The following is a 24,044-nucleotide window of genomic DNA, read 5'->3' as shown; positions in this document are numbered from 1 at the left end:
GGGTTCCACGGGCCCTGGTGGTCTCCTTTCCGGGGTTGGTGGGGCGGCTTGTCCTTGGTCAGGGTGCGGGTAGCATCTGCAGCCGGGTGATCGCGGTGGTGATCAGGTCGGTCCAGGGCCAGCGGTTGCTGAGCCGGAGTCTGAGTCGTCTGCCGCCGCGGACCAGGCGTCCGGCGGCCGAGAAGATCCGCAGCCGCAGGCGTTTGGGTTCCCAGATGCGGGCCGGATGTCCGGTCAGGGCGAGCATCTGGGCCCAGGCGGTCAGTTCCGAGGCCAGTGCGACCACCTCCAGCCAGATTTGGTTGGCGGCGGCGCTGTGCAGGGGCAGGTTGCGCAGGCCGGTGTCCTTGGCGCAGCGGATGCGGTCTTCGCAGCGGGCGCGGCGGCGGTGGCGTAGTTCCAGGTCGGCGAGCTGCCCGTGCCGGGTGCCGGTGACAAAGCACGTGAAGCGGTGCCCGTCGAGGTCGGTGAACCGCAGCTGGGCGCCGGGGTGGGGGCGTTCGCGGCGGACGATGACGCGCATGCCTTTGGGCCAGCCCGTCAGGTCGAGCATCCCGGTCAGCTCGGCCACCCACGCGCCGGGGCGGGGCCGGCGGTCGGCGTCGTAGGCGCACTGCCACACCTGCTCGGGTAGGGCGAGGATGGCGGCGCAGATGTCGTCGGTGAGGCCCCACCCGATCGAGTACTTGACCCGGCGGGCGGTGACCCAGTCCAGGAATTCGTGGGTGCCGCCACCTGAATCGGTCCGGATCAGAACCTGTTTGTGCAGGCGGGACGGGATCTGGTTGAGGGCCAGACGGCCTGCGGCGATGTGATCGGCGGCGGTGTTGGATCCGGCGTTGCCGGGGCGCAGTACCAGGGCGGCGGCCTCACCGGTCCCGCCGGGGCCGTGGTCGATGAACGCGCACATCGGGTGGAACCCGAAGGTGCGTTTCCACGTCGGGGCGGCCTGGTCCTTGTCAGAGTGCGCGATCACGATGGTCGCGTCCAGGTCCACCGGGATCAGCCCGCCATCGGCGCCCGGAGCACGATCACCGGCCAGCGCCCAGGCCCGCTCGCGTGCCGCCGCCCGGGCCCGGCGGATTGCCCGCAACGCCGTCGGCCCGGCCTCGGCCAGGGCCTTGACCAGCCGCGACACCGTCGGATCGGAGGCCACCGGCCCGAACAACTCCGGCGAGGACCGCAGCACCGCCATGTCGGCCAGGCAGTCTCCGCCCAGCGCCAGCGTCACCGCCAGGTCCGCAACGATGTTCCCCGGATCATGCACCGCCCGAGCCGTCCGCCACCGCGACAGCGCCCGTGACAAGCCCTGGTCCAGGCCCGTCACCCGCAGCGTCTCGATCAACAGCAGCCCACCCGCCTGGGAGGCGATCCCCGCACCGTCCCCAGACACCACGATCTTGGCCTTGCGGCCGGTAGTCTTCACTTGGAAAGTGCTCCAGAACTTGGTGCGGACAGGACCTTCAGCAAGCCCTATCCTCCCAGTTCAGGAGCACTTTTCTCATGTCAACGGCCAGTCGGAATCAACCCGCCATGAAAGCGGGAGGTTAGCGTCGCATGGCCGGCTCTCGCCTCGGAGGGGGCGGTCGCGGTGAGGACGGTGACCAGCGGTACGCGGGCACCCCGTTGCGGCACCCGGTCCGGAGCCTTCCGGCCGGGTGTGGAAGGGGCCGGTGGGGGCTCGGTTGTGCGTCGAGGTCAGTCGCCCATGTCGGGATCCGGCTCGACGGACTGGCCGTGGCGGAAGACGTTCAGGGGGTCCCAGCGGGCCTTGACGCGCCGCAGCCGGGGGTAGGCGTCCTTGTAGTAGAGCTGGGACCAGGGCTGGGCGGACGTGTTCCACTCGGGGTCGTTCAGGTCGAGGTCGGGGTAGTTGATGTAGCAGCCGTCGGTGCGGCCGCCGATGACGGGGACGCCGCCGGTGTCGGCGAAGGTGGCCTGGTAGGTGTCGCGGATCCAGGCCAGGTGCCGTTCGGGATGGCCGGGATCGGCGTCGCTCGGCCGCCTCCAGTAGACCTGGTACTGCATCTTCAGGATCGAGTCGCGCTGCGGCACGGCGGTGTCGCGGGGCGGACGGTTGACGGCCGAGCCGTAGGAGTCGATCTGGATGACCGCCTCGGGGTTGTCGTAGTCCTGGTGGGCGTTGTTGCCGAGGTAGTCCCACATCGCCTCGATCTGGCGGGGCGAGAAGGGGCGGCGCAGGTAGGCGGACTTGTACTTGCCGCAGCGGTTCTGTCCCGAGCCGTTGAGCGCCTGGGTGGCCGTGAGCCAGGGCATCAGCCGTGGATGCCAGGCGTCCTGGATGGGGCCGTGCTCGGCCGCCGACCACGCCATCGGCTTGGACGCGCCGGTCTTCGGGCCGTCGACCGCTTCGAGGAACCCGAGCATCGCGGCGGCGCCCTCGTCCTCGTCGGGATCGTCGCTTTCGGCGTCGACCTGGGCGACCAGGCCGATCTGGTTCCGGCCCCCGTTGCTGTGGGTGAGGGTCAGCAGGGTGAACAGCCGTCCGGCCGCGGTGCCGGGGTCCTGGTGGGCGGCGAAGTACTCGCCGTAGGCGCTGACCAGGTGCGTGAACTGCTCCTGGGTGAAGCCCTTCCAGTCCCATGAGCGGGCGGTGAGCAGCACGTGGCGGGGCGGGGTGGGAAGGTCGCGGAACCAGAACCGGGTGACCACGCCGAAGTTGCCTCCGCCGCCGCCGGTGTGCGCCCACCACAGGTCCCGGCGGTCGGGGTCGGGGTCGTCGCGCGTGGCCACCACCAGGTCCACGGTGCGGCGCTCGGTGACGACGGCGACCTCGACGGCGTACAGGTAGTCCACGGTGAGCCCGGCCTGCCGCGACAGCAGTCCGTACCCGCCGCCGGTGATGTGGCCGCCCAGCCCCACCGAGTAGCACGACCCCGCCGGAAGGGCGCGGCCTGAGCGGGGGAACAGGTGGCTGTAGACGTGCCAGTTGGTGGCCCCGGCCTCCACGCACCACGCCTCCATGGCGGCGTCGTAGTACATGCCGCACATGGGGCTGACGTCCAGGATCACCCGCACGTCGTCGCCGCAGACGAAGTCCTCGTAGCAGTGGCCGCCGGACCGGACGGTGACGCGGGTGCGCGCCGGATCGGCGGCCGGCTGGTTGACCGCCTCCGACAGCGCGGCGGCCACGCCCTGCGGCGTGGTCACCATCCGCACGTACTCCGGGGCGGCGATCCAGCGCTGGTTGAAGCCGCGGCTCAGCGCCGGGTAGCGGACGTCGGCGGGCTTGACGGTAATGGCGGGCCGCTGGGCTGAAGGCGTGCTCATGCGCGAATGTCTCCCTTGATCTGGAATCGGTTTCGGGCAGGCGCCCAGCGAGCGCGGCGGTTCGATGCGGGAACGGATCTCGCCGGTGCCATGAACAGGTCCAATGATGCGTCAGCACAACGCGGAATTCACCGATCGAGGACGACGCAAAGGCATTACCGGCCGCCGTGCGAACCTAACTCGGGAGATTGGAAAAACTACACGAAACACACATATTGGAGATTGTCACTCCATACACAGAGCACCGATAAAGCGGGCGAATACGGGGCCTGTTGGAGCGTCGATTCCAGGCCCCGGGAGCGCGGGGCGACCAGGACGCCGCGAGCGGGCCGGCCGTCCGCGGCCGGGGCCGGGACCGGGACCGGGACCGGCTGGTGACACCCGAAAACGGTTGTGATAATCATTATCGGACGGTTCGTACCTGTCCTGCTTTGGGAGACCCATGCGTGACGTGCTGCCCCCGCCCGCGATCGTCGATGACGTGGGCGCGATGGTCGCCGAAGTCCTCGGGATCGACGTCCCCGTCGATCCCGACACCCCGCTGACCGTTCTGGGGCTGGAGTCCTTCACCGCCGTCCGGCTGCGGCGGCGGCTGCGCGACCTGGGGCTCGACCTGCCGCTCCAGGCGTTCCTCGGGGACGCCACGGTGCGGAGCGTCGCCGGCCGGGCGGGCGCCTTCGAGGACGAGGCCGCAGGGGACCGGCCCGCCACGGCCGGGCCGAGCGGCGATGGGGAGGCGTTCCCGCTCACGCCGCTGCAGACCGCGTACTGGATCGGCCGGAATCCGGCGTTCCCGCTGGGCGGGGTGGCCACGTTCTACTACCGCGAGTACGACCGCCGGCCGGCCGATGCCGCGCCGGAGGAGGACCTCGCCCGGCTCGAAGGGGCGTGGAACCGGCTGGTGGCGCACCATCCGATGCTGCGGATGACCGTGGACGCCGAGGGGCGGCAGCGTGTGCTGCCCGAGGTCGGGCGCTACGAGATCGCCGTCACCGATCTGCGGGACGCGGCGGACGCGAGCGCCGTCCTGGAGCGGATGCGCCACGAGTGCTCGCACCAGGTCCGCGATCCCGCCCGGTGGCCGTTGTTCGACGTGCGCGCGGCCTTCCTGCCGGACGGGCGCACCAGGGTGTTCCTGGGCATCGACGTGCTGGCGCTCGATCTGGCGGGTTGGATGCAGATCCTCGCCGAGTGGGGCGAGCTCGTCGACGACCCGGAGGCCGGGCTCCCCGGTGCCTCCCTGACGTTCGCCGAGGCGATGCGGCGGCGCGCCGGCGATCCGCGACGCGAGCGGGACCGGGAGTACTGGGCGGGCCGCGATCTGCCACCGGGGCCCCGCCTGCCGTGGGCGACCGACCTGGCGGAGCTGCACGGCCACCGGTTCTCCCGGGAGCCGGCCGAACTCGATGCCGGCGAGTGGCGGGCCCTGCGCGAGCGCGCCGCCGGACACGGCCTGAGCCCGACCGGCGTGCTGCTGGCCGCGTTCGGCCTCGTGCTCCAGCGGTGGGGCGCCGCGGCTCCGTTCAGCCTGAACACCACCCTGTTCGACCGGCCCGACGATCCTGAGCTGGAGCGTCTGGTCGGCGATTTCACGTCGACGATCCTGGTCGAGGTGCCCCGGCCGGAGCGCGCCGAGGCGTTCGCCGGGTTCGCGGACCGGGTGAACCGGCGGTTCTGGACCGACATGGACCACCGGTCGGTGTCCGGAGTCGAGGTGCTGCGCGAGGCGGGGGCCACGGACCTGACGCCGTCCCACCCGGTCGTCTTCACCAGCGGGCTGGGCCTGTCGGATCCCGGCCGGCCGCCCGCCGGCTGGCTGGGTGAGGAGGTCTTCGGCGTCTCGCAGACACCGCAGGTCGCGCTGGACCACATCGTCCACGACGAGGGCGGTCGGCTGCGCATCGCCTGGGACGCGGCGGACGGCGCGTTCGGCGAGGGCCACGTGGCCGGGATGCGCGACGCGCACCTGCGGTTGCTGCGCCGGCTCGCCGGCGACCCCGGCGTGTGGACCGATCCGTGCCTCGGCTGGGACCCCACGTTCCTGCGGGACGAACCCCTGGAATGCCGCCCGTTCGGGGACGCCGGTCCGCTGCTGGACGATCCGCTGCGCCGCGCGGCGGAGGAGCATCCGGGGAAGGCGGCGCTGCTGGACGGTGCGCGGCAGGTGACACACGCCGAGCTCGCCGGGCGGGCGCGCCTGATCGGCCGAGAGCTGGCAGCGGCGGGCACCGGTCCTGGAGACCTGGTCGCGGTCGCGTTCGACAAGGGGATCGAGCAGGTCACGACGCTGCTCGGGGTCGGCGCGAGCGGCGCGGGCTACGTGCCCGTCGAGCCGTCCTGGCCGGCCGCGCGGATCGCGTCGGTGTGCGAGCAGGCCGGCGTGCGCCGGGCCGTGGTGCCGGAGTCCTCGGACGTCTCCTGGCCCGCGGGCGTGCGGGTGCACCGGCTGCCGGAGGGCGGCTCGCTCGGGGGCGGCGAGAGGGAGCCGCGTGGCGCGATGTCCGACGAGCTGGCGTACGTCATCTTCACCTCCGGGTCCACCGGGCGTCCCAAGGGCGTGGCCATCGAGCACCGCGCGGCCCGCACGACCATCGACGACCTGGTCGACCGCTTCCCGGTCGGGCCGGACGACCGGGTGCTCGGCCTGTCGGCGTTCAGCTTCGACCTGTCGGTGCACGACATCTTCGGCGTCATGGGCACCGGCGCCGGGCTGGTGCTGCCCGATCCAGGGCGGCAGCGCGATCCGGGGCACTGGCTCGACCTGATGGAGCGGCACCGCGTCACGGTCTGGAACACCGCCCCCGCGCTGATGGAGATGCTGGTCGAGTACGCCGAGATCGAGCCGGAGCGCGCCCGGACGGTGCTGGCTCCGCTGCGGCTGGTGTTCCTGTCGGCCGACTGGATCCCGGTGACGCTGCCGGACCGGATCCGAGTGCTCGCGCCGGACGCGACGCTGGTGAGCCTCGGCGGCGCCACGGAGGGGTCGATCTGGTCGATCTGCTACCCGATCGGCGAGGTCCCCGCAGAGTGGCCGAGCGTCCCGTACGGACGCGCGCTGCGCGGCCAGTCCTTCCACATCCTGGACGAGCGGGGCGGGCCCTGCGCGGTCGGCGAGGTCGGCGAGCTGCACATCGGGGGCGACGGCCTGGCGCGCGGCTACATCGGCGACGAGGAGCAGACGAACGAGCGGTTCGTCACCCACCCGGTGCTGCGGCGCCGCCTGTACAAGACCGGTGACCTGGGACGGTGGCGCGCCGACGGCAACATCGAGTTCCTGGGGCGGCTCGACCGGCAGGTGAAGATCCGCGGGCACCGCATCGAGCTGGGCGAGGTGGAGTCGGCGCTCAACCGCGCGCCGGGCGTGCGCCAGTCGGTGGCGCTGTCGGTGCGCGGTCCCGACGACCGGCCGCGCCTGGTCGCGTACCTGGCGGCGGCCGGGGACGGGGAACGTCCGTCGGACGAGGCGCTCATCGTCCATCTGCGTGAGCGGGTGCCGGACTACATGGTGCCCAGCCGCGTGCTGTGGCTGGAGGAGTTCCCGGTCACCGACAACGGGAAGATCGATTACAAGGCGCTGCCCAACCCCTACCGCCGGACCGCCGGGGAAGCACCGGCGGCCGGGCGGGCCCCCGTCCCTCCGCGGGCCCCCGTACCTCCGCCGGCCGGCTCCGTACCGCCTCCGGCGGGCGGCGATCTCGCCGCCCTGCTCGGCCAGGCCGCGGAGCAGGGCTTGGACGTGGCGGTGCGCGTCTCCGGCGGCGTGCTGGCTCCCGTGCCCGCGCTGGCCGCCGCGGGCGAATGGGCCGCGCGCATGGCCGAGGAGGCGGAACGGCGCGGACTCTCCCTCCAGCAGCGGCTTCCGATGGACGGGCTGATCGAGCTGAACGTCGTCCCCGGCTCCGTGCCCGCGCCCGAGCCGCCGCCCGCGTCCGAACCGGTCACCGCGACGCCGGTGGCGGTCCACGCCCCCGGATCGGAGCCGCCGCCCGATCCGGAGATCGAAGCGGTCATCGCGCAGACGCTCGGCGACCTGCTCGGTGGCGCTCCCGTGGCCGTCGACACGCCGTTCCTCCGGCTGGGGGCCACGTCGCTGACGCTCGTGCGGGCCCATGCCCGGCTCGTGGAACGGCTCCACCCGGACCTGTCGGTGGTGGACCTGTTCACCCGGCCGACGGTGCGGGAGCTGGCGGCGTGGATCGCCGGACGGACGGGTGCCGCACAGGCGCCCGCGGAGTCCGCACCGCCGCCCGAGCCGTCCGGTACGGCGGAGCGGCGCGCGGACGGCCGGCGCCAGGCCCGCCGGCGGGCCGCGGAGGTCGCCCGATGAGCACCGACGCGGACACCGCCGTCGCCGTGACCGGGCTGGCCTGCCGGTTCCCGGGCGCGCCGGACGCCGACGCGTTCTGGTGGCTGCTCACCGAGGGGCGCGAGGGGCTCTCCCGCCTCACCGACGGGCAGCTCGCCGAGCGCGGGGTGCCCCGCGCGCTGCGCCGCGCCCCGGCCTACGTCCCGGTCGCCGGGCTGATCGACGGACAGGACCTGTTCGACCCCGCTCCGTTCGGGCTCACCGGCGCCGAGGCGGCACTGCTCGACCCGCAGCACCGCCTCTTCCTGGAGTGCGCCTGGCAGGCGCTGGAGCAGGCGGGGCACGGCGGCGGGCGGAGCGCGGGAGCGGTCGGCGTGTTCGCGGGCGCGGCGCAGAGTTCCTACCTGGCCTCGAACCTGTGGGACCGGTGGGACCCGACGGGCGGCGGCGCCGATCCGGCGGGCAGCCTCCAGGCGGCGATCGCCACGCAGACCGACTACCTCCCCTTGCAGACCGCCTACCGGCTGGGCCTCACCGGCCCGGCGATGGCCGTCAACACCACCTGCTCCACCTCGCTGGTGGCCGTGCACGTGGCGGTCCAGTCGCTGCTGTCGGGCGAGTCCGACACGGCACTGGCGGGCGGGGTGTCGCTGATCGTCCCGCAGGGCCGCGGCTACCTGTCCACCCCCGACGGCATCTACTCGGCCGACGGGCACGTCCGGGCGTTCTCCGCCGAGGGGACCGGGATCGTCTACAGCCAAGGCGCGGGCGTCGTCGTACTGCGGCGCCTCCGGGACGCCCTGGAGGACGGCGATCCCGTCCTCGCGGTCGTACACGGAACGGCGGTGAACAACGACGGGGCGGCCAAGGCGGGGTTCACCGCGCCGTCCCTGCGGGGACAGGCCCGGGTGCTCGCCGAAGCGCAGGCGGTCGCCGGAGTCGAGCCCCGGCAGGTCGGGTACGTGGAGGCGCACGGCACCGCGACCCGGATCGGCGACCCCATCGAGGTCGCGGCACTGCGCACGGTGTTCGGGGAGACCGGCCCTGCGTGGTGCGGGCTGGGCTCGGTCAAGTCCAACATCGGGCACGCGAACGCCGCCGCCGGGATCGCCTCCTTCATCAAGACCGTCCTCGCGGTACAGGAGCGGACACTGCCCGCCTCCCTGCACGCGCGTCCGGTCAACGAGCTGCTGGGGCTCGCCGGGTCCCCGTTCGACGTGGTGGCGGAGACGCGGCCCTGGGACGGCCCGCCGCTGGCCGGGATCAGCTCGTTCGGCATCGGCGGCACCAACGCCCACGTGATCGTGGGTCCGCCACCCGAGCAGGCGCCCGCTCCACCGGACCCGCGCCCGCACCCGATCGTGCTGTCGGCGCGGGAGCCCGCCGCGCTCCGCGAGGCCGCCGGGACGCTCGCCGCCCGCGCCCTCGGGGACGGCGGGTACGACCGCGCCGACCTGGCGCACACGTTGCAGGCCGGACGGGAGCACCTGCCGTACCGGCTGTCGGCCGGGTCGTACGAGGAACTCGCCGCGGCGGTGCCGAGCGGCCCCGTGGCGTCCGCGCCACGGCTGGTGTTCGCCTTCCCGGGCGGCGGCAGCGCCAGGCCCGGCATGGGCGCGGCGCTCTACGACGCCGAGCCGGTCTTCGCGGCCTGCGTGGACGAGTGCGCCGAGCTGTTCGGCGACCTCCTCGGGCTCGACATCCGCGAGATCGTGCGGGCCGGGGACGCGGGGCGCGCCCACGGCCCGGTCCACGGGCTTCCCGCGCTGTACGCGGTGTCGCTGGCCACCGCGCGGCTGCTGGAGTCGTGGGGCGTCGTCCCGGACACGGTGCTGGGGCACAGCCTCGGCGAGTACACCGCGGCCGTCGCCGGCGGCGCCCTGCGTCCCGAGGACGCCGCCCGGCTCATCGCCGCCCGCTCGACGGCGATGGCCGAGGCCGCCGGGGACGGCGCGATGCTGGCCGTCCCGCTGGGCGAGGAGGCGGCGCGGGAGCTGCTCGGCCGGCATCCGGACGTCGACCTGGCGGTCGTCAACGCCCCGGACGCGTGCGTGGTGTCCGGCCCCCGCGCCCCGGTGGCGGCCCTGGAGGGCGAGCTTCGCGCGTCCGGGCTGGAACCGTCCCGGCTCCGGTTCGACGGTGCCGCCCACTCGCGCCTGATCGACGGGGCGCTGCCCGCGATGCGGTCCGCCGCCGCCGGGCTCAGCGGACGGGCCCCGGCGATCCGGACGATCAGCACGGTGACCGGGCGGGAGGTGAGCGCGGAGCTCGGCACGGCCGAGCACTGGGTGCGCCAGCTGCGGCAGCCGGTGCGCTTCTCCGACGCGGTGCGCGCGGCCGTCGAGGACGGGCGGCCCGCCGGCCCCGCCGTGCTGGTGCAGGTGGGGCCAGGTGCGGCCCTGGCCGCGCTCTCTCGCGCCCACCGGCTGGAGCCGCTGCTGGCCGCCGTCCCCGCGCTGGCCGCGGAGTCCGGCGGCGACGACCTCGCGGCCGCGCACGCCGCCGCCGGTCTGCTCTGGGCTCACGGCGTGGAGGTGGACTTCGCCGCGATGCACCGGCCGGGACGCCGCAGGGTGGCCGCGCCCGGATACGCGTTCCAGCGGCGCCGCTACTGGATCGACCCGCCGCGCCGCCTTGCGGATTCCGGCGACGGCGAGGCGCCCGATGCGACCGACCCCCTCCAGATCCCCGTGTGGCGCCAGACCGCTCCGCTCCCGGCGCACCGCGTCCTGGACGGCCGGTGGCTCGTCGCCGGACCCGCCGGTGCCGCGACGGAGCGGCTCGCCGCCGCACTCGCGCGGGCGGGCGCACGGGCCACCGTCCTGACCGGCGAGGAGGAGGCGCCGGACCAGGGCCCCGCGGAGTGGACCGGTGCGATCGTCCTCGCCGGAGGCGCGGAAGGCGTGACCGGGGACGTGCTCCGCCACGCCCGCATCGCCCGGATCATCGCGGACGCGGAGGCTCCGCCCGCCTTCCTGCTCCTGGCCACCCGCGGGGCCCAGCGCGTCGAGGGCGCCGACCGGCCCGACCCCGCGGCGGCGGCCGCGCTGGCGCTGCCGCGCGTCCTCGCCCAAGAGCAGCCCGGCCTGCGATGGCGGACGCTCGACCTGGACGAGCACGCCGACGAGGCGGGCTCCCTGCTGGACGAGCTGGCCGATCTGACGGGCGGACGTGAGTCCGGCGTCGAGACGGCCGTGCGCGGCGGCGTCCGCCGGACGCGCGAGTTGCGGCCGTGGAGGCCCGCGGACCCGGACGGGACGCCGCTCCGGCACGGCCACGTCGCGCTCATCACGGGCGGGCTCGGGGATGTCGGCCTCACCACCGCCGCGCACCTGGCCCGCCGGGGCCTGCGCGTGGTGGTCACCTCCCGGAGCGACCCGCCGACGGACGGCGACCGGGCCGCCTGGCTGCGGATGCTGGCCGATGAGGGCCTGGACATCGAGGTCCGGCAGGTGGACGCGGCCGACGCGGCGGCCACCGCGGACCTCATGGCGGAACTGGCCGGGAATGCCCCGGTCGAGCTGGTCGTGCACGCCGCAGGCGTGGTCGCGTCCGCCGACCTGCAACCGCTGCGCAATGTCACCGCCGAGCACGTCACGGGGCATGTCACGGCGAAGATCGAAGGCGCCCTCGCCCTGCGCGCCGCCGTCGACGCGCTGCCGCCGGACCGGCGCCCGGCGACCGTGGTCCTGATGTCGTCGGCGGGCACGCTGCTCGGCGGCATCGGCATGGGCCCCTACTGCGCCGCCAACCGCTACCTCGACGCGCTGGCCGAGTCGTCGGCGGCGGGACCGCCCGGCGGGACGCGCTGGGTCAGCGCCGTCTGGGACGCCTGGAAGGTCGGCCCGATGGGCGGCGAGCGCCAGGTGCGGCTCGCGTTCGCGCTGGACGCCCCGACCGGCATGGCCGCCCTCGACCGCGTCCTGGCGGCCGGCGGACCCGGCACACCCCCGGTGGTGGCGGTCTCGACCACCGACCTGCGCGAACGCGCCGCCACCGCCGCCTACACCGCGCCGGCCGCGCCGGGCGAGTCCGGCGACGACGGCGCCGGGCTGACCGCCGACCAGCGCGCGGTGGCCGGCGTCTGGTCGGATCTGCTCGGCGTCCCGGTGACCTCGCCGGACGCCGACTTCTTCGCCCTCGGCGGCCACTCGCTGCTGGCGACCCGGATGCTGGACGCGCTGCGCCGCGTCTTCGGCGCCGAACTCCGGCTGCGGGACCTGCTCGCGCGCCCCACCCTCGGCGCTCTCGCCGAGGGCCTCGCCGCGGCCGGGGCGGCGCCCGGCGGCTCCCGCGCGTCCGAGACGGGCGGCGGGACGGTGCCCGCGGAACCCGAGGACGACGGCACGTTCCCGATGACCCGCGTCCAGCACGCCTACTGGGTCGGCCGCGGCGGCGGGTACGCGCTCGGCGACATCGCCTGCCACTTCTATCTGGAGTACGACTGCCCGGACCTGGACGTCGGCCGGTACGAGAACGCCTGGCGCGCGGTGATCGACCGCCATCCGATGCTCCGCACCGTCACCACTCCGCGGGGACGGCTGAAGACGCTCGACCGCGTGCCGCCGTACCGGATCCGCGTGCACGACCTGACCGGCCTGGACGAGAACGGCCGGGAGGCGCGGCTGGCCCGGCTGCGCGCCCGGCTGTCGCGCGATCCGGGCCCGTCGGACCGCTGGCCGCCGGTGCACGTCGAGGCGGCGCGGCTGCCGGACGGTCGCGTCCGCCTCTTCATCGGCGTGGACGTGCTGGTATGCGACGCGGGCAGCTACTGGATCATCGACCGCGAGGTCCGCCGCCTCTACCTGGACCCGGACGCACCGCTCCCGGAGATCGGCGTCGACTTCGCCGACTGCGCCCGGACGCTGGAGGCCGAGCGGGGCGGCGCGGCGTGGAAGGAGGCCGCCGGGTACTGGCGGGAGCGGCTCGGCACCCTCCCCGGGCCGCCGCCGCTGCCGGTGCGCGCCCTGGACGGGGCTCCGGTGTTCGTGCGCCGCACCGCCCGGCTCGGACCCGCGGAATGGGAGGGCCTGCGCGCCGAGGCCGCCCGGCGCGGTACGACGCCGACCGCCGTGCTGCTGGCCGCGTACGCCGAGACGCTGGCGGACTGGTCGGGCGGCGCGCACTTCGCGCTGACGCTCACCCTGTTCGACCGGCCGCCGATCCACCCCGGCGTCGACTCGGTCGTCGGCGACTTCACCTCGCTGCTGATCCACGAGGTGGACCGCCGGGAACCCGGCACGTTCGCCGACCGGGTCCGGGCCGTCCACCGGCGCCTCTTCGCCGACCTGGACCACCGCGCGTACTCGGCCCTGGACCTGCTGTCCGAACGCGCCTCCCGGACCGGGGAGGTCGGCTCGGTCCCCGTGGTGTTCACCAGCGCGCTCGGGCTGGAGGACCTGGTGGGCGGTGAACCCGACCTTCAGTGGGTCGGCGAGCAGGTGCACGCCCTGAGCCAGACCCCCCAGGTCTGGCTCGACCACCAGGTGCTCGTCCAGCGCGGCGAACTGCTGCTGCAATGGGACGCCGTCGACGGGCTCCTGCCCGCCGACGAGGTGGACCGGGCGTTCACGGCGTACGCGGTCCGGGTGCGGACCCTGGCCACCGACCCCACCGCGTGGGACGAGCCGACCGCCGGACAACCGGCCACCGGACAACCGGCCACCGGCACCGCGGCCGTCAACGACAACGTGCTCGTCCCGCTGCGGGACGGCACCGGCGACCGCACGCTCTACCTGCTGCACCCCTCCGGCGGCGACGTCATGTGCTACGTGGAGCTGTCCGGGCTGATCGACGAGGCGTACTCCGTCGTCGCCGTCACCGATCCGGGCCTGCTCGGCGACACCGCGCCCGGCGATCTCACCGGCCTGGCCCGCGCCTACACGGCCGCCCTCCGGCAGCGCTCCGGCGGGCCGTACGCGCTGGGCGGCTGGTCGATGGGCGGAAGCCTGGGGCAGGAGGTGGCGCGGCTCCTGGCCGAGGACGGGCAGCACGTCGAGACCCTGCTGATGTTCGACGCCAACGACCCGACCTACATCACCCCCATCGAGGCGCCCACCCCGGACGCGGCCGAGGCCGAGGCGGCGGTCCGGCTCCTGGCGGCCTATGAGGCGTTCGGCGGCATCGACCTCGGCGCCGGAACGGAGGAGGAGCGGGCTGGCCTCCGCGCGCTGGCCCCGGACGACAGGTACGCCGAGGTGTCGCGCCGCCTGCGCGGCCACCGGCTGCTCGGCCGCCGCGACGACGTCCGGGACCGGATCGCGGTGTTCGCCCGGCACCTGCGCGGACTGGCCGCGCACACGCCCGGCCGGATCGGCGACGCGCGCGTCCGGACGCTGCTGGTGCGGGCCGACCGCCCGGCCGACCGCAACTCCGGCATCGGCATGGGCGTGGACGACACCCCGCCCGGCCTCCCCGACCTCGGCTGGGGACGGCACCTGGCCGGCCCCCTCGACGTCCGCGGCCTCGGCGCCGACCACTACGGCCTGCTGCGCCCGCCCGCGCTGCCCGAACTGGCCGCCCTGGTCGGCCGCGCCCTGCGCCGCCCCTGAGCCCGACCGCCCGGTCCTCTCGAGAAGAACGGATCCCACGACCGATGAATCGTTTCCGCGCCACGGCCGGCGGGCTCGCGCTCGGCCTGGCCATGACCCCCCTGTCCGCGTGCGGCGGCGACTCCGCCTCCGCCTCGGGCGGGACGCTGCGCTACGTCACCGTCGGCGCTCCCGCGGCCGCGACCCACGACCCGCACGGCGGCATCCCGAACCAGTCCGACCTGGTCCGGTTCGCGCTGCTGTACGACGTGCTGGCCAAGCCCCGCGCGGACGGCACCACCGAACTGCGGCTGGCCTCCTCGATCACCCCCGACGAGGACCTGACCACCTGGACGGTCAAGCTGCGGACCGACGCCGCGTTCGGCGACGGCCGCCCGGTGCGCGCCGCCGACGTCCTGTTCTCGCTGCGGCGCATCCACGCCAAGTCCGCGGAGAACTTCGGCCGCTTCACGATGTTCGACGTCGCCGCGTCCAAGGTCGTCGACGGCCACACGCTGGAACTGAAGACCACCGCGCCGTACGCGGAGGTGCCCCGGGCCTTGGAGTCGATCACGTTCGTGGTCCCGGAGGGCACGACGAACTTCGACAAGCCGCCCGCCGGGTCCGGGCCGTACACGATGGCGGGCGGCAGCCTCCAGAACGCGGTGCTGGAGCGAAAGGACGGGTGGTGGGGCGGCCGGCCGCCGACCGAGCGCATCGAGGTCCGCGCCGTGATCGACCCACAGGCCCGCGCGCAGGCCGTCCTGTCCGGCCAGGCCGACGTCGCCTCCAGCGTCAGCCCGGCCACCGCCCGGCGGGCCCAGGACGGCGGCGCGGCGAAGGTCGTTCGCCGGCCGGGCGTCGTCATGTACCCGTTCGTGATGCGGCTGGACCGCGAGCCGTTCGACGACCCCCGCGTGCGCGAGGCGGTCAAGCTGGCCGCCGACCGGAAGGAACTGCTGGACAAGGTCTTCCTCGGCTACGGCAAGGTCGGCAACGACCTGCTCACTCCCGCCGACCCCACCAGCCCGGCCGGGATACCGCGGCGCACCCGTGACGTGGCCAAAGCCAAGGATCTGCTGCGGGAGGCCGGCCACGGGGACGGACTGGACCTCACCCTGGCCACGACCACCTCCTACCCCGGAATGGACACCGCCGCCACCCTGTTCGCCCGGCAGCTCAAGCCCGCAGGCATCACGGTGAAGGTCGTCAACGAACCGCCGGACACCTACTGGACCGAGGTGTTCGCCAAGCGCGACTTCTACACCGGCTACTTCGGCGGTATCCCGTTCCTGGACGTGGCCCGGGTGTCGCTGCTCGGTGACGCGCCCACCAACGAGACCGCCTGGAAGCGCCCCGAATGGGACGAGGGGTTCACCGAGGCCCTCGCGACCGCCGACGCCGGACGCCGCAAGTCCGCGCTCGGCGAGCTCCAGCGGGAGGTCCGGGACGAGGGCGGCTATGTCGTCTGGGCCACCGGCGACGGGCTCGACCTCACCTCCTCCCGGGTCGCGGACCTGCCGACCGGTCCCGGTTTCGAGAGCAGCTTCATCGAGCGGACCCGGCTCACCTCTTGAGCGCGGTGACCGGAACACCGAACGGGCGGGGGCGGCGGTTCGTGTGGCGGTTCGCCGCGCGGCCGGCGGCGGCGCTGTTCCTGGTGTCGGTGGCGGTGTTCGGGGCCACCGAACTCCTTCCGTCGGACGCGGCGCAGGCACGCTCCGGCGGGCGGGCCTCGGCCGCCCAGGAGGCGGCGCTGCGCGCCGAGCTCGGCCTGGACCGGCCCGCCTGGAAGCGCTACGGGAGCTGGGCCGGCGGGCTGCTGCGCGGCGACGCCGGGCGCTCGCTGGTGACGGGGCGCCCGGTGAGCGCGATCGTGGCCGAGCGCCTGCCCGCCACGCTGGCGCTGGCGGGAGGCGCGCTGGCCGTGGCGGTGCCGCTCCTGCTGGTGCTCGCCTGGCTCGCCGGGACGGCGGCGCACCACGGGTCCCGGGCCGCCGGGCCGGTGGGCGGGCTGATCACCGGGGTCGCGGCGGTTCCGCAGATCGTGGTCGCGGCGGCGCTCGCCGTCGTGTTCTCCGGGCTGCTGCGCCTGCTGCCCCCGGTGTCGCTGCTGCCCGCGGCCGGCTCGCCGCTGGACGCCCCCGAGATCCTCGTGCTGCCCGCGCTGGCCCTCGCCGTCCCGGCCGCGGCCTACGGCGCGGTGCTCCTCGGCGGAGGGGTCGCGGACACGCTGCACCGCCCGCACGTGACCGCCGCCGTGGCGCGCGGGGTGCCCCGCGGGCGGGTGGCGGTCCGGCACGTCCTGCCGCATCTCGCCGCCCCCGCCGCCCGGGTCCTGGCGCTGGTGGCCGGCGGGCTGCTGGCGTCCACCGCCGTGGTCGAGACGGTCTTCGGGTACGCCGGGCTCGGCGAGCTGCTCGTCGGCTCGGTCGGCACCCGGGACACGCCCGTCGTGCAGGCGGTGGCGATGCTGGCGGCGGCGACCGTGCTCGGCGGCCTGCTGCTCGCCGACGCGCTGGCCGCCGTGACCGGGACCGGGGACGCCCGATGAGGGCGGTGCTCGTCTTCTGGACAACCGCGCTGGTGGGCGTCGTGCTGTTCGGGGAGGCGCTCGCGCCGCACGACCCGTCCGCCTCGATCGGCGCGCCGTGGGAGCCGCCCGGCCCCGGAGCGCCGCTCGGGACCGACGACGCCGGGCGCGACGTCCTGTCGCGGCTGCTGGCGGGCGGCCGGGACCTCACGCTCGCGGCCCTCGTGGCGGCCCTGGCCGCCGCCGCGATCGGCACGGCGGGCGGGCTGGCGGCCGGATGGTCGGACGGGCGGCCCGGCCGGCTCCTGACGGGCGCGGCGGACCTGCTGCTGGCCGTGCCGTTCCTGCTGCTGGCGCTGGTGCTGGCGGTGGCGCTGCCGCCGGGCGCGGCCGTCGCCGCCGCGACGATCTGCGGCGGCGCGCCGCTCGGCCTGCGGATGACCGGCGACCTGGTCCGGAACGCGCGCGGTTCCGGCTACGTCGAGGCCGCCCTCGGGCGCGGCGAACGGGTGCCCGCCGTGCTGGCCCGCGAGGTTCTCCCGTCGATCGCGGGCGCGGCGACGGCCGACCTGGTCATGCGGTTCGTCATGGCGCTCCAGATCTCCACCGCGTTCGCCGCGCTCGGCTTCGGCCCGGGGCCGCAGTCGCCCGACTGGGGCGTGATGCTCAGGCAGAACCTCCCCGGCGTGCCTCTCAACCCGGCGGCCCTGGCCGCGCCCGCAGGCGCGCTGGCCCTGCTGGCGGTGACCGCCGCGTTGTCGGCCGGGGGCGTCCCGCGGCGCGCGGCCGGACGGCCGGCGCGTTCCGGCCACCGCGCAGGCGACTCCCGTCCCGGGGACCCGGCCGGCGGGCTGTCGGTGGACGGGCTCGCCGTCGAAACAGCAGGTGGCGACTCCGTCATCGGCACGGTGTCGCTGCACGTCCGGCCCGGCGAGGTGGTCGCGCTCACCGGCCCGTCCGGCGGCGGCAAGACGACCGTCATACGCGCCGTCCTCGGCCTGCTGCCGCCGGGGCTCCGGCAGACCGGCGGCGACGTCCGCTGGCTCGGTGAGCCGGTGCCCCGCGGCCGGGCCGCACGGCGCTGGCGGCGGGCGCACGTCGCGCTCGTCGACCAGGATCCGGCGGGAACGCTCGACCCGCTGCTGACCGTCGGCAGGGCCGTCCTCGACGGACGCCGGCTCCCGGAGGCGGACGCGCGGGCCCTGCTGACCTCGCTCGGCCTGGACACCGGGCGCCTGTGGACCAGGCGGGCCCACCGGCTCTCCGGCGGCCAGGCCCAGCGGGTCGCCCTCGCCCGCGCGCTCCTCGGCGATCCGGCGCTGCTCGTCCTGGACGAGCCGACCAGCGGGCTCGACGCGGCGGCCCTCGCCCTCGTCGAGCGGGCGCTCGCGCGGCGGCGCGGCGGCGGCGCGGTCACCGTCGTCATCTCCCACGACCGCGCCTTCGCCGCCCGTGTCGCCGACCGGGTGCACGAGCTGGGTCCCCCGGCCGCCGAGCCCGTCCCGGCCGCGGGCGGCGCGGGACCCACCGGTGAACCGGTGCTGGAGGCCGGAGGGCTCGTGCTTCGCCGCAAGTCCGGCCTCCTCCTGGACGGCGGAGAGCTGCACCTAGCGCGGGGAGAGCTGGTCGCCGTCACCGGCCAGTCAGGGTGCGGCAAGACCACGCTGCTGCGCGCGCTGGCGGGCCTGCATCCGCCCGAGGCCGGGCGGGCCCTCCTGCTCGGCCGTCCCCTGCCCTGGCGGCTGGGCGATCGGGACCGCGAGGCGCTCCGCGCGGTGCAGTTCGTCGCCCAGGACCCGGCCGGAGCCCTGAACCCGGCCCACCGCGTGGGAACCGCCCTGGCCCGCGCCCTGGCCCGGACGTCCGGAGCCACTCGCGCCCGCGCCCGCGACGAGGTCCCGGACCTGCTCCGCACGGTGGGGCTCGATCCGGCGCTGGCCGGGCGGAGGCCCGGCGAGCTGTCGGGCGGACAGCGCCAGCGCGTCGCGATCGCCCGCGCGCTGGCCGCCCGTCCGGTGCTGCTGCTCGCCGACGAGATCACCTCCGCGCTGGACGCGGCGTCCGCCTCCGGCGTCCTGCGGCTCCTGGCCGACCTGCGGGCGGGGGGCCTGGCCGTGCTGCTGGTGACCCACGACGCCGCCGTCGCCCGCGGCGCGGACCGCGTCCTGCGCCTGCACGAACGCACCCTCGACGCACGCACCCCCCACGCACGCACGCCGTCCCGAATGGAGCACGATGACCGCGCCTGATGTCCGCGCCCTGCTCGAATCGCATCCCTGGATCGAGACCGCCCGGCCCGATGCCGCCGGCCGGACCGTGCGCGTCCGCCCGGACCCGTCCGCCCTCGCCGTCCGGCCCGCCCCGGGCGCGCTCGTCGAGGAGTTCCTCGACCACTGGGGCGAGGTCTACGACTGGACGTACGGCAAGGCCGAGGGGCGGCACGCCGACGACCTCGACCTGTCCGGCTGGCGCGCCTCCGACACCGCGGAGCCGTTCCCCTCGGACCACATGCGCGCATGGGTCGCGCACACGGTCGAGCTGATCCTCGCCCACCGGCCGCGCCACGTCCTGGAGCTGGGCTGCGGAACCGGCCTGCTCATGCACCGGCTCCACGACCACGTAGAGGGATACGTGGGCACCGACGTGGCCAGGGCGGCGGTGGACCGGCTGGAGGCCGGGGCGAGCCCCCGCACCGCGTTCGTCCGGGCCGCCGCGCACCAGCCGGGCTCCCCGGAGGTCCGCGCGGCGCTGGAGCGCCTCCGGTTCCCCGGGGCCCGGCCCGACTTCGTCGTGCTGAACTCGGTGACCCAGTGCTTCCCGAACGCGGCGTATCTGGAGACCGTCCTGCGCGCCGCCGTCGAACGCGCCGCCCCGGGCGGGACGATCCTCGTCGGCGATGTACGGGACGTCCGGCTGCTGCCCGCGTTCTGCCGGTGGATCGAGGAGACCTCGGCGCCGGGGACGCCCCCGGACGAGCTGGACCGGCGAGCCGCGGCACGCGCCCGGCGCGAGGCCGAGTTCCTCTTCGATCCACCGCTGCTGGCGGGCCTGGCCGCGCGGATCGGCGCGGAGACGGGTCGGCGGATCCGGATGAGCGTGCACCCCAAGACCATGCGCGCCGACACCGAGCTCACCCGCTACCGGTTCGACGCGATCCTGCGCGTGGACGCGCCCGCGCCGCCCCCGCCCCACCCAGTGAACTGGGACGATCTTCCCGCCGACCGCACGGCCGCGCTGACCGCCCTGCTCGGGCGGGGCCCGGTACGGGTGCACGGCATCGCGTCCGCGCCGCTGTCCGGCCGGCCGGGCGCGGTGACCGCCGCCCGGCTCCGCGACATCGCCGGGGCGAACGCCGCGGTCGTCGCCGACCCGCACGATCCGGCGAGCCTGGCGGTGGTGTCCCCCGCCGCATCGGCCGCCGTTCCCGTGGCGGAGATCGCACCGGATCCGGCCCCGCATGCGGCGGCGGGTCGCGCGCACGAGCCGTTCGCGGCCTTCGTCGACCGCCGCCTCACCGAGGTCGCGGGGACGGTCCTGCGCAGGGCCGGAGTGCACGCGACGGTCGTCGTCGAGCGAACGGACGGCATGGAGACCGGCGGCACGGAGACCGGCGGCGCGGAGACCGGCGGCGCGGAAGCGGGGCTGCCTGAGCGGGCCGCGCGGGCCGCGGACGCGGCGGGGGCGGACGCGGCCGCGCTGACGGCGTTCCTGCGGAGGCTCGACGAGGTCGCCCTCCTGGCGATGTGCGCCGCGCTGCGCCCCGCGGCCGCCGCGCAGGGGAACGGGTTCACGGCGGAGGACCTCGGCGGCCGCCTCCGCGTCGCCGCGCGCCACCGCTGGATCCTGCGACGCTGGCTCGCCGCGCTGGTCCGCGCGGGACACCTGTCGCGGACCGGCCCGGAACGCTACGGGCGGCTGCTGCACGTGACCCGTCGGCAGGTCGCCACCGCGGGCCGTGCCCTGGCCGGGGAGGGCGAGCGGGCCGGATACCCGGCGGAGACGACGGCGTTCATCCTGTCCGCGCTGGCGCGCCTTCCGGAGCTGCTCCGCGACGAGGTCCAGGTGCAGCAGTTGCTGTTCGGCGGGGACGGCGCCACCGCCGCCGACGGGGCGTACCGCGAGAACGGCGTGAACCGGTACCTCAACGCCGGGGTCGGCGAGGTGCTGCGGTGGGCGTCCCGCGAACGGGCGCACGGCGGCCCGCTGCGGGTGCTGGAACTCGGCGCGGGAGTCGGCGGCACCACCACCGAGGCGCTGGCCGCCCTGTCCGGTGCGGAGATCGACTACCTGTTCACCGATGTCTCGCGCTATTTCCTCGGCCTGGGCCGCGAACGCTTCGGCGACCGGCCCGGCGTGCGCTTCGCCGCGTTCGACGTCAACGGCCGCCTCGGGGAGCAGGGGGTGGACCCCGGTTCGCTCGACGTCCTGCTGGCGGCGAACGTCCTGCACAACGCCCGCCACGCCCCGGACATGCTCACCGGCCTCGGACGGCTGCTCGCGCCGGGCGGGCTTCTGGTGTTCGTGGAGACCGTGCGCGAACTCCCGGCGATCCTGGCCTCGATGCAGTTCCTCATGTCGGCCGCGCCCGGTGCCGAGCGGCTCGACCCGGACGATCCGCGTGCGGCCGAGGACCGCGTCTTCCTGCCCGCCGCCGCATGGGAGGAGCTGATGGGCCGGGCCGGGCTGCGGCCCTGGTTCCGGCTTCCCGCCGACGACCATCCGCTCGCGGCCGCGGGGCTGCACCTGTTCGTGGCCCGCCGTGAGCCCCGATGACGTCCGGCCCGGCCGGACGCGCGGGACGCCGGTGGCCGGGTGCGCGGACCCGGCCACCGGTGCGGGGCCGCCGTCAGATCCCCGATTCCTCCAGGTCGGAGCGGAAGAGGTCGCCGTCCATCCACAGCGCGGCGCGCACGCCGTCGGCCGCGCCGAGCGAGACCAGCGTGGCGGCGTCGGGCACCGCCGGGAGCTTGGCGCTGTCCCCGGCCGCGGCGACGCCCGGCACGGTCGTCTCCTGCAGCTCGTTGACGCGCACGGTGCCGTCGCCGAGGATCTCGCAGCCCAGCCGCGCCGCCAGTTCGGAGTGCTGCCGGGTGGGAGCCCGGTGGTAGATCGCCTGGCGCTCCAGCACCCGGCCGTCCGCGAAGTGCAGGCGCAGGTCGTCCTCGTCCCCGGTGATCTCGCTGATCGGCTCGGAGATCACCTCGACGCCGCGCTTGGCGACGCGCCCGGCGATCTCCTCGGGGAGGTCGAGCGGGCCGTGCGTGCACAGGACGACGTCGTCGCTGAAGCGGTCGGCGACGTACAGGGCGAGCATCGCCTCCTGCGGGACGGTGGTGACGACGGCCAGCGTCTTCCCGCTGGTCTCCCAGCCGTGGCAGAACGGGCAGTGGAAGACGCTCCGGCCGAACCGCTCCTCCAGTCCGGGGATGTCGTACGGCTCGTCCACCTGCCCGGTGGCCAGCACCAGCCGCCGGGCCCGCTCGGACGTCCCGTCGGCCAGCTCGACGGTGAAGTCGCCCTTGGCGCCACGAGCCGCCAGGACGGTTCCCGGGCGTACCTCCACCGACGGGTAGGCGGCCAGTTCCTCCCGGCCGATCTCCAGCAGCCGGGACGGCGGGAAGCCGTCCCGGCTCAGGTACATGTGCATCTCCGAAGCGGGCGCGTTGCGGACCCGCCCGCCGTCGACGACCAGCACCCTGCGGCGCTGGCGTCCGAACACGAGGGCGGCGCTGAGTCCGGCGGGACCGCCGCCGATCACGATCACGTCGTGCATCTCTGTCTCCAGTCGGTGTCGGTTCGAGCTGAAAGGACTGAAAGGAAGTGGGTGAAGGTGCGTGAGGAAGGCGGCGGCGCCCTGCGCCGGATCGCCCCGCGTCCGGACGCCGCGCTGCGGCTGTTCTGCTTCCCGCACGGCGGCGGAGGGGCCGGCGCCTACTCCGGCTGGGCCGCGGGGCTGCCCGCGGCGGTCGAGCCGGTCGCGGTCCAGTACCCCGGCCGCGAGGATCGGGCGGCGGAGCCGGTGCCCCCGGACATGGACGGGCTGGCGGACGCTCTCACCGCCGAGATCGCGCCCTTCACCGGCCGCCCGTACGCGCTGTTCGGCCACAGCATGGGCGCCACCGTCGCCTACGAGGTCGCCCAGCGGCTCCGGGCCCGGGGCACCCGCCCGCCGGCGCACCTGGTGGCGTCCGCGCGGGAGGCGCCGCACGACGAGCGCGGCGGCGACGTGCACCGCCGGGACGACGACGGCCTGCGCGCCGAGCTGGCACGGCTGGGCGGCACGCCGCCCGAGGTGCTGCGCGATCCGGGGCTCCGGGCGATGATCTTCGGGTACGTCCGGGCCGACTACCGGATCATCGAGACCTACCGGGCACGGCCGCTGCCGCCGCTCGACTGCCCGGTCACGGTGTTCCTCGGCGACCGGGACCCCGACCTCACCCCGGCCGAGTCGCTCGGCTGGCGGCGGGCGACGCGCGCTCGGACCGAGGCGCGGGTCTTCCCCGGAGACCACTTCTACCTGGTTCCGCAGCGGGCGGCCGTGCTGGCGGCGCTGCGGCAGATCCTGGCCGGGCACGCCCACTGACCTCGTCATGTGCATCCAGCGGCCACCGGAGGTCAGCGGCGCCAGACGTGCAGGCCGGTCGGCGCGGTGGGGGCGGGTTCCAGCCCGGCGGCCGCCAGCTCGGCGTACAGGGTCTCGTCGGAGATGACATGGCAGTCGAACTCGGCGGTCTCCTCGCGGACGAGCCCGTCTCCCGCCAGGGTGCGGTAGGTGTTGATCCAGCGGACCACGCCGTCGCCGACGGCCTCGGCGCGCGAGTGCGTCTCGTACCTGTACCGGCCCAGCGAGGCGCCGGGAACGACGGAGGCCGGGACGTCCTCGGCGCGCTGGGGATACTGCGCCTCCACGACCAGCAGCCCCCCGGGGCGCAGCCGCTCGGCCCACCGCCGCCACAGCCGCTCCCGCTCGTCCGGGGCGAAGTGCATGACGCAGTTGAGCAGGACGACGGCGTCCAGCGGCGTCCCCGGGTCGGCTGCCAGCGCGTCCTCGGGCAGCACGGTGACCCGGGACGCGTCGTCCGGCCCGAGCGCGGAGAGCCGGGCGACCAGGCCGGTGCGCATGATCCGGGCGGGCTCGATCGCGAAGATCTCGGTGCCGGGACCGAGCGCGTCCAGCATCGCCAGCGTGAAGAAGCCGGTCCCGGCGCCGATCTCGGCGACCGTCCGGGCCTCGTGGAGAACGTCGGCCAGCGCGGCGGCGACCGCGTTCCAATGGTCGCGGGGAATGATCAGGTCGTAGTACGGGGCGTTGACCGCGTACCCCTCCCCCCGTTCCGCCCGTGCGGTCTCGCCGGCGGCGGTATCGGTCATGGTCGGCACCTTT

At 75.5% G+C, this 24,044-nt stretch carries 11 protein-coding genes; 7 read left to right on the top strand and 4 right to left on the bottom strand.

Annotated features, from left to right (window positions below):
- Nucleotides 1-58: 58 nt before the first annotated feature.
- Nucleotides 59-1,426 carry an IS1380 family transposase gene (locus E1281_RS09615; protein WP_131876927.1) on the bottom strand — a complete coding sequence of 456 codons (1,368 nt, stop codon included), beginning with the start codon at nucleotides 1,424-1,426 and terminating at the stop codon, nucleotides 59-61.
- A 272-nt stretch (nucleotides 1,427-1,698) separates the two neighbouring features.
- Nucleotides 1,699-3,291 carry a BBE domain-containing protein gene (locus tag E1281_RS09610; RefSeq protein ID WP_131876926.1) on the bottom strand — a complete coding sequence of 531 codons (1,593 nt, stop codon included), beginning with the start codon at nucleotides 3,289-3,291 and terminating at the stop codon, nucleotides 1,699-1,701.
- A 442-nt stretch (nucleotides 3,292-3,733) separates the two neighbouring features.
- Here E1281_RS09610 and E1281_RS09600 point away from each other — a divergent pair, with 442 nt between their 5' ends.
- The 6 genes from E1281_RS09600 to E1281_RS09575 are packed head-to-tail and all read left to right on the top strand — an operon-like array spanning nucleotide 3,734 to nucleotide 21,433.
- Nucleotides 3,734-7,618 carry a non-ribosomal peptide synthetase gene (locus E1281_RS09600; protein ID WP_131876924.1) on the top strand — a complete coding sequence of 1,295 codons (3,885 nt, stop codon included), beginning with the start codon at nucleotides 3,734-3,736 and terminating at the stop codon, nucleotides 7,616-7,618.
- Complete coding sequence (locus tag E1281_RS09595; RefSeq protein ID WP_131876923.1) at nucleotides 7,615-14,148, top strand: type I polyketide synthase; 6,534 nt, start codon at nucleotides 7,615-7,617, stop codon at nucleotides 14,146-14,148. The genes E1281_RS09600 and E1281_RS09595 overlap by 4 nt, the downstream gene beginning before the upstream one ends.
- A 44-nt stretch (nucleotides 14,149-14,192) precedes the next feature.
- Nucleotides 14,193-15,704, top strand: a complete 1,512-nt coding sequence (locus E1281_RS09590; protein ID WP_131876922.1) for an ABC transporter substrate-binding protein — start codon at nucleotides 14,193-14,195, stop codon at nucleotides 15,702-15,704.
- A 5-nt stretch (nucleotides 15,705-15,709) separates the two neighbouring features.
- Nucleotides 15,710-16,681: an ABC transporter permease gene (locus E1281_RS09585; protein WP_243716751.1), complete on the top strand. Its 972-nt coding sequence runs from the start codon at nucleotides 15,710-15,712 to the stop codon at nucleotides 16,679-16,681.
- Nucleotides 16,678-18,909 carry an ATP-binding cassette domain-containing protein gene (locus E1281_RS09580; RefSeq protein ID WP_243716749.1) on the top strand — a complete coding sequence of 744 codons (2,232 nt, stop codon included), beginning with the start codon at nucleotides 16,678-16,680 and terminating at the stop codon, nucleotides 18,907-18,909. The genes E1281_RS09585 and E1281_RS09580 overlap by 4 nt, the downstream gene beginning before the upstream one ends.
- A complete protein-coding gene (locus E1281_RS09575) occupies nucleotides 18,896-21,433 on the top strand; it encodes a methyltransferase (RefSeq protein WP_131876921.1) in 2,538 nt (845 codons plus the stop codon). Before E1281_RS09580 ends, E1281_RS09575 begins: the two co-directional genes overlap by 14 nt.
- Nucleotides 21,434-21,506: 73 nt before the next feature.
- Here E1281_RS09575 and E1281_RS09570 read toward each other — a convergent pair whose 3' ends face one another.
- Nucleotides 21,507-22,433, bottom strand: coding sequence for an NAD(P)/FAD-dependent oxidoreductase (locus E1281_RS09570; RefSeq protein WP_131876920.1), 927 nt, complete (start codon nucleotides 22,431-22,433; stop codon nucleotides 21,507-21,509).
- Between the two features lie 51 nt (nucleotides 22,434-22,484).
- Between E1281_RS09570 and E1281_RS09565 the strand changes: the two genes are divergently transcribed.
- On the top strand, nucleotides 22,485-23,243 hold the full coding sequence (locus E1281_RS09565; protein WP_243716748.1) for an alpha/beta fold hydrolase: 759 nt from the start codon (nucleotides 22,485-22,487) through the stop codon (nucleotides 23,241-23,243).
- A gap of 32 nt (nucleotides 23,244-23,275) precedes the next feature.
- On the opposite strand, the gene E1281_RS09560 is transcribed toward E1281_RS09565, so the two are convergent.
- Nucleotides 23,276-24,031: a class I SAM-dependent methyltransferase gene (locus tag E1281_RS09560; RefSeq protein ID WP_131876919.1), complete on the bottom strand. Its 756-nt coding sequence runs from the start codon at nucleotides 24,029-24,031 to the stop codon at nucleotides 23,276-23,278.
- Nucleotides 24,032-24,044: the final 13 nt, after the last annotated feature.

It is taken from the genome of Actinomadura sp. KC345 (assembly GCF_004348515.1).
GTDB lineage: Bacteria > Actinomycetota > Actinomycetes > Streptosporangiales > Streptosporangiaceae > Spirillospora.
The sequence above is the reverse complement of the archived record's forward strand: the minus strand, read 5'-3'. Positions and strand labels throughout refer to the sequence as shown.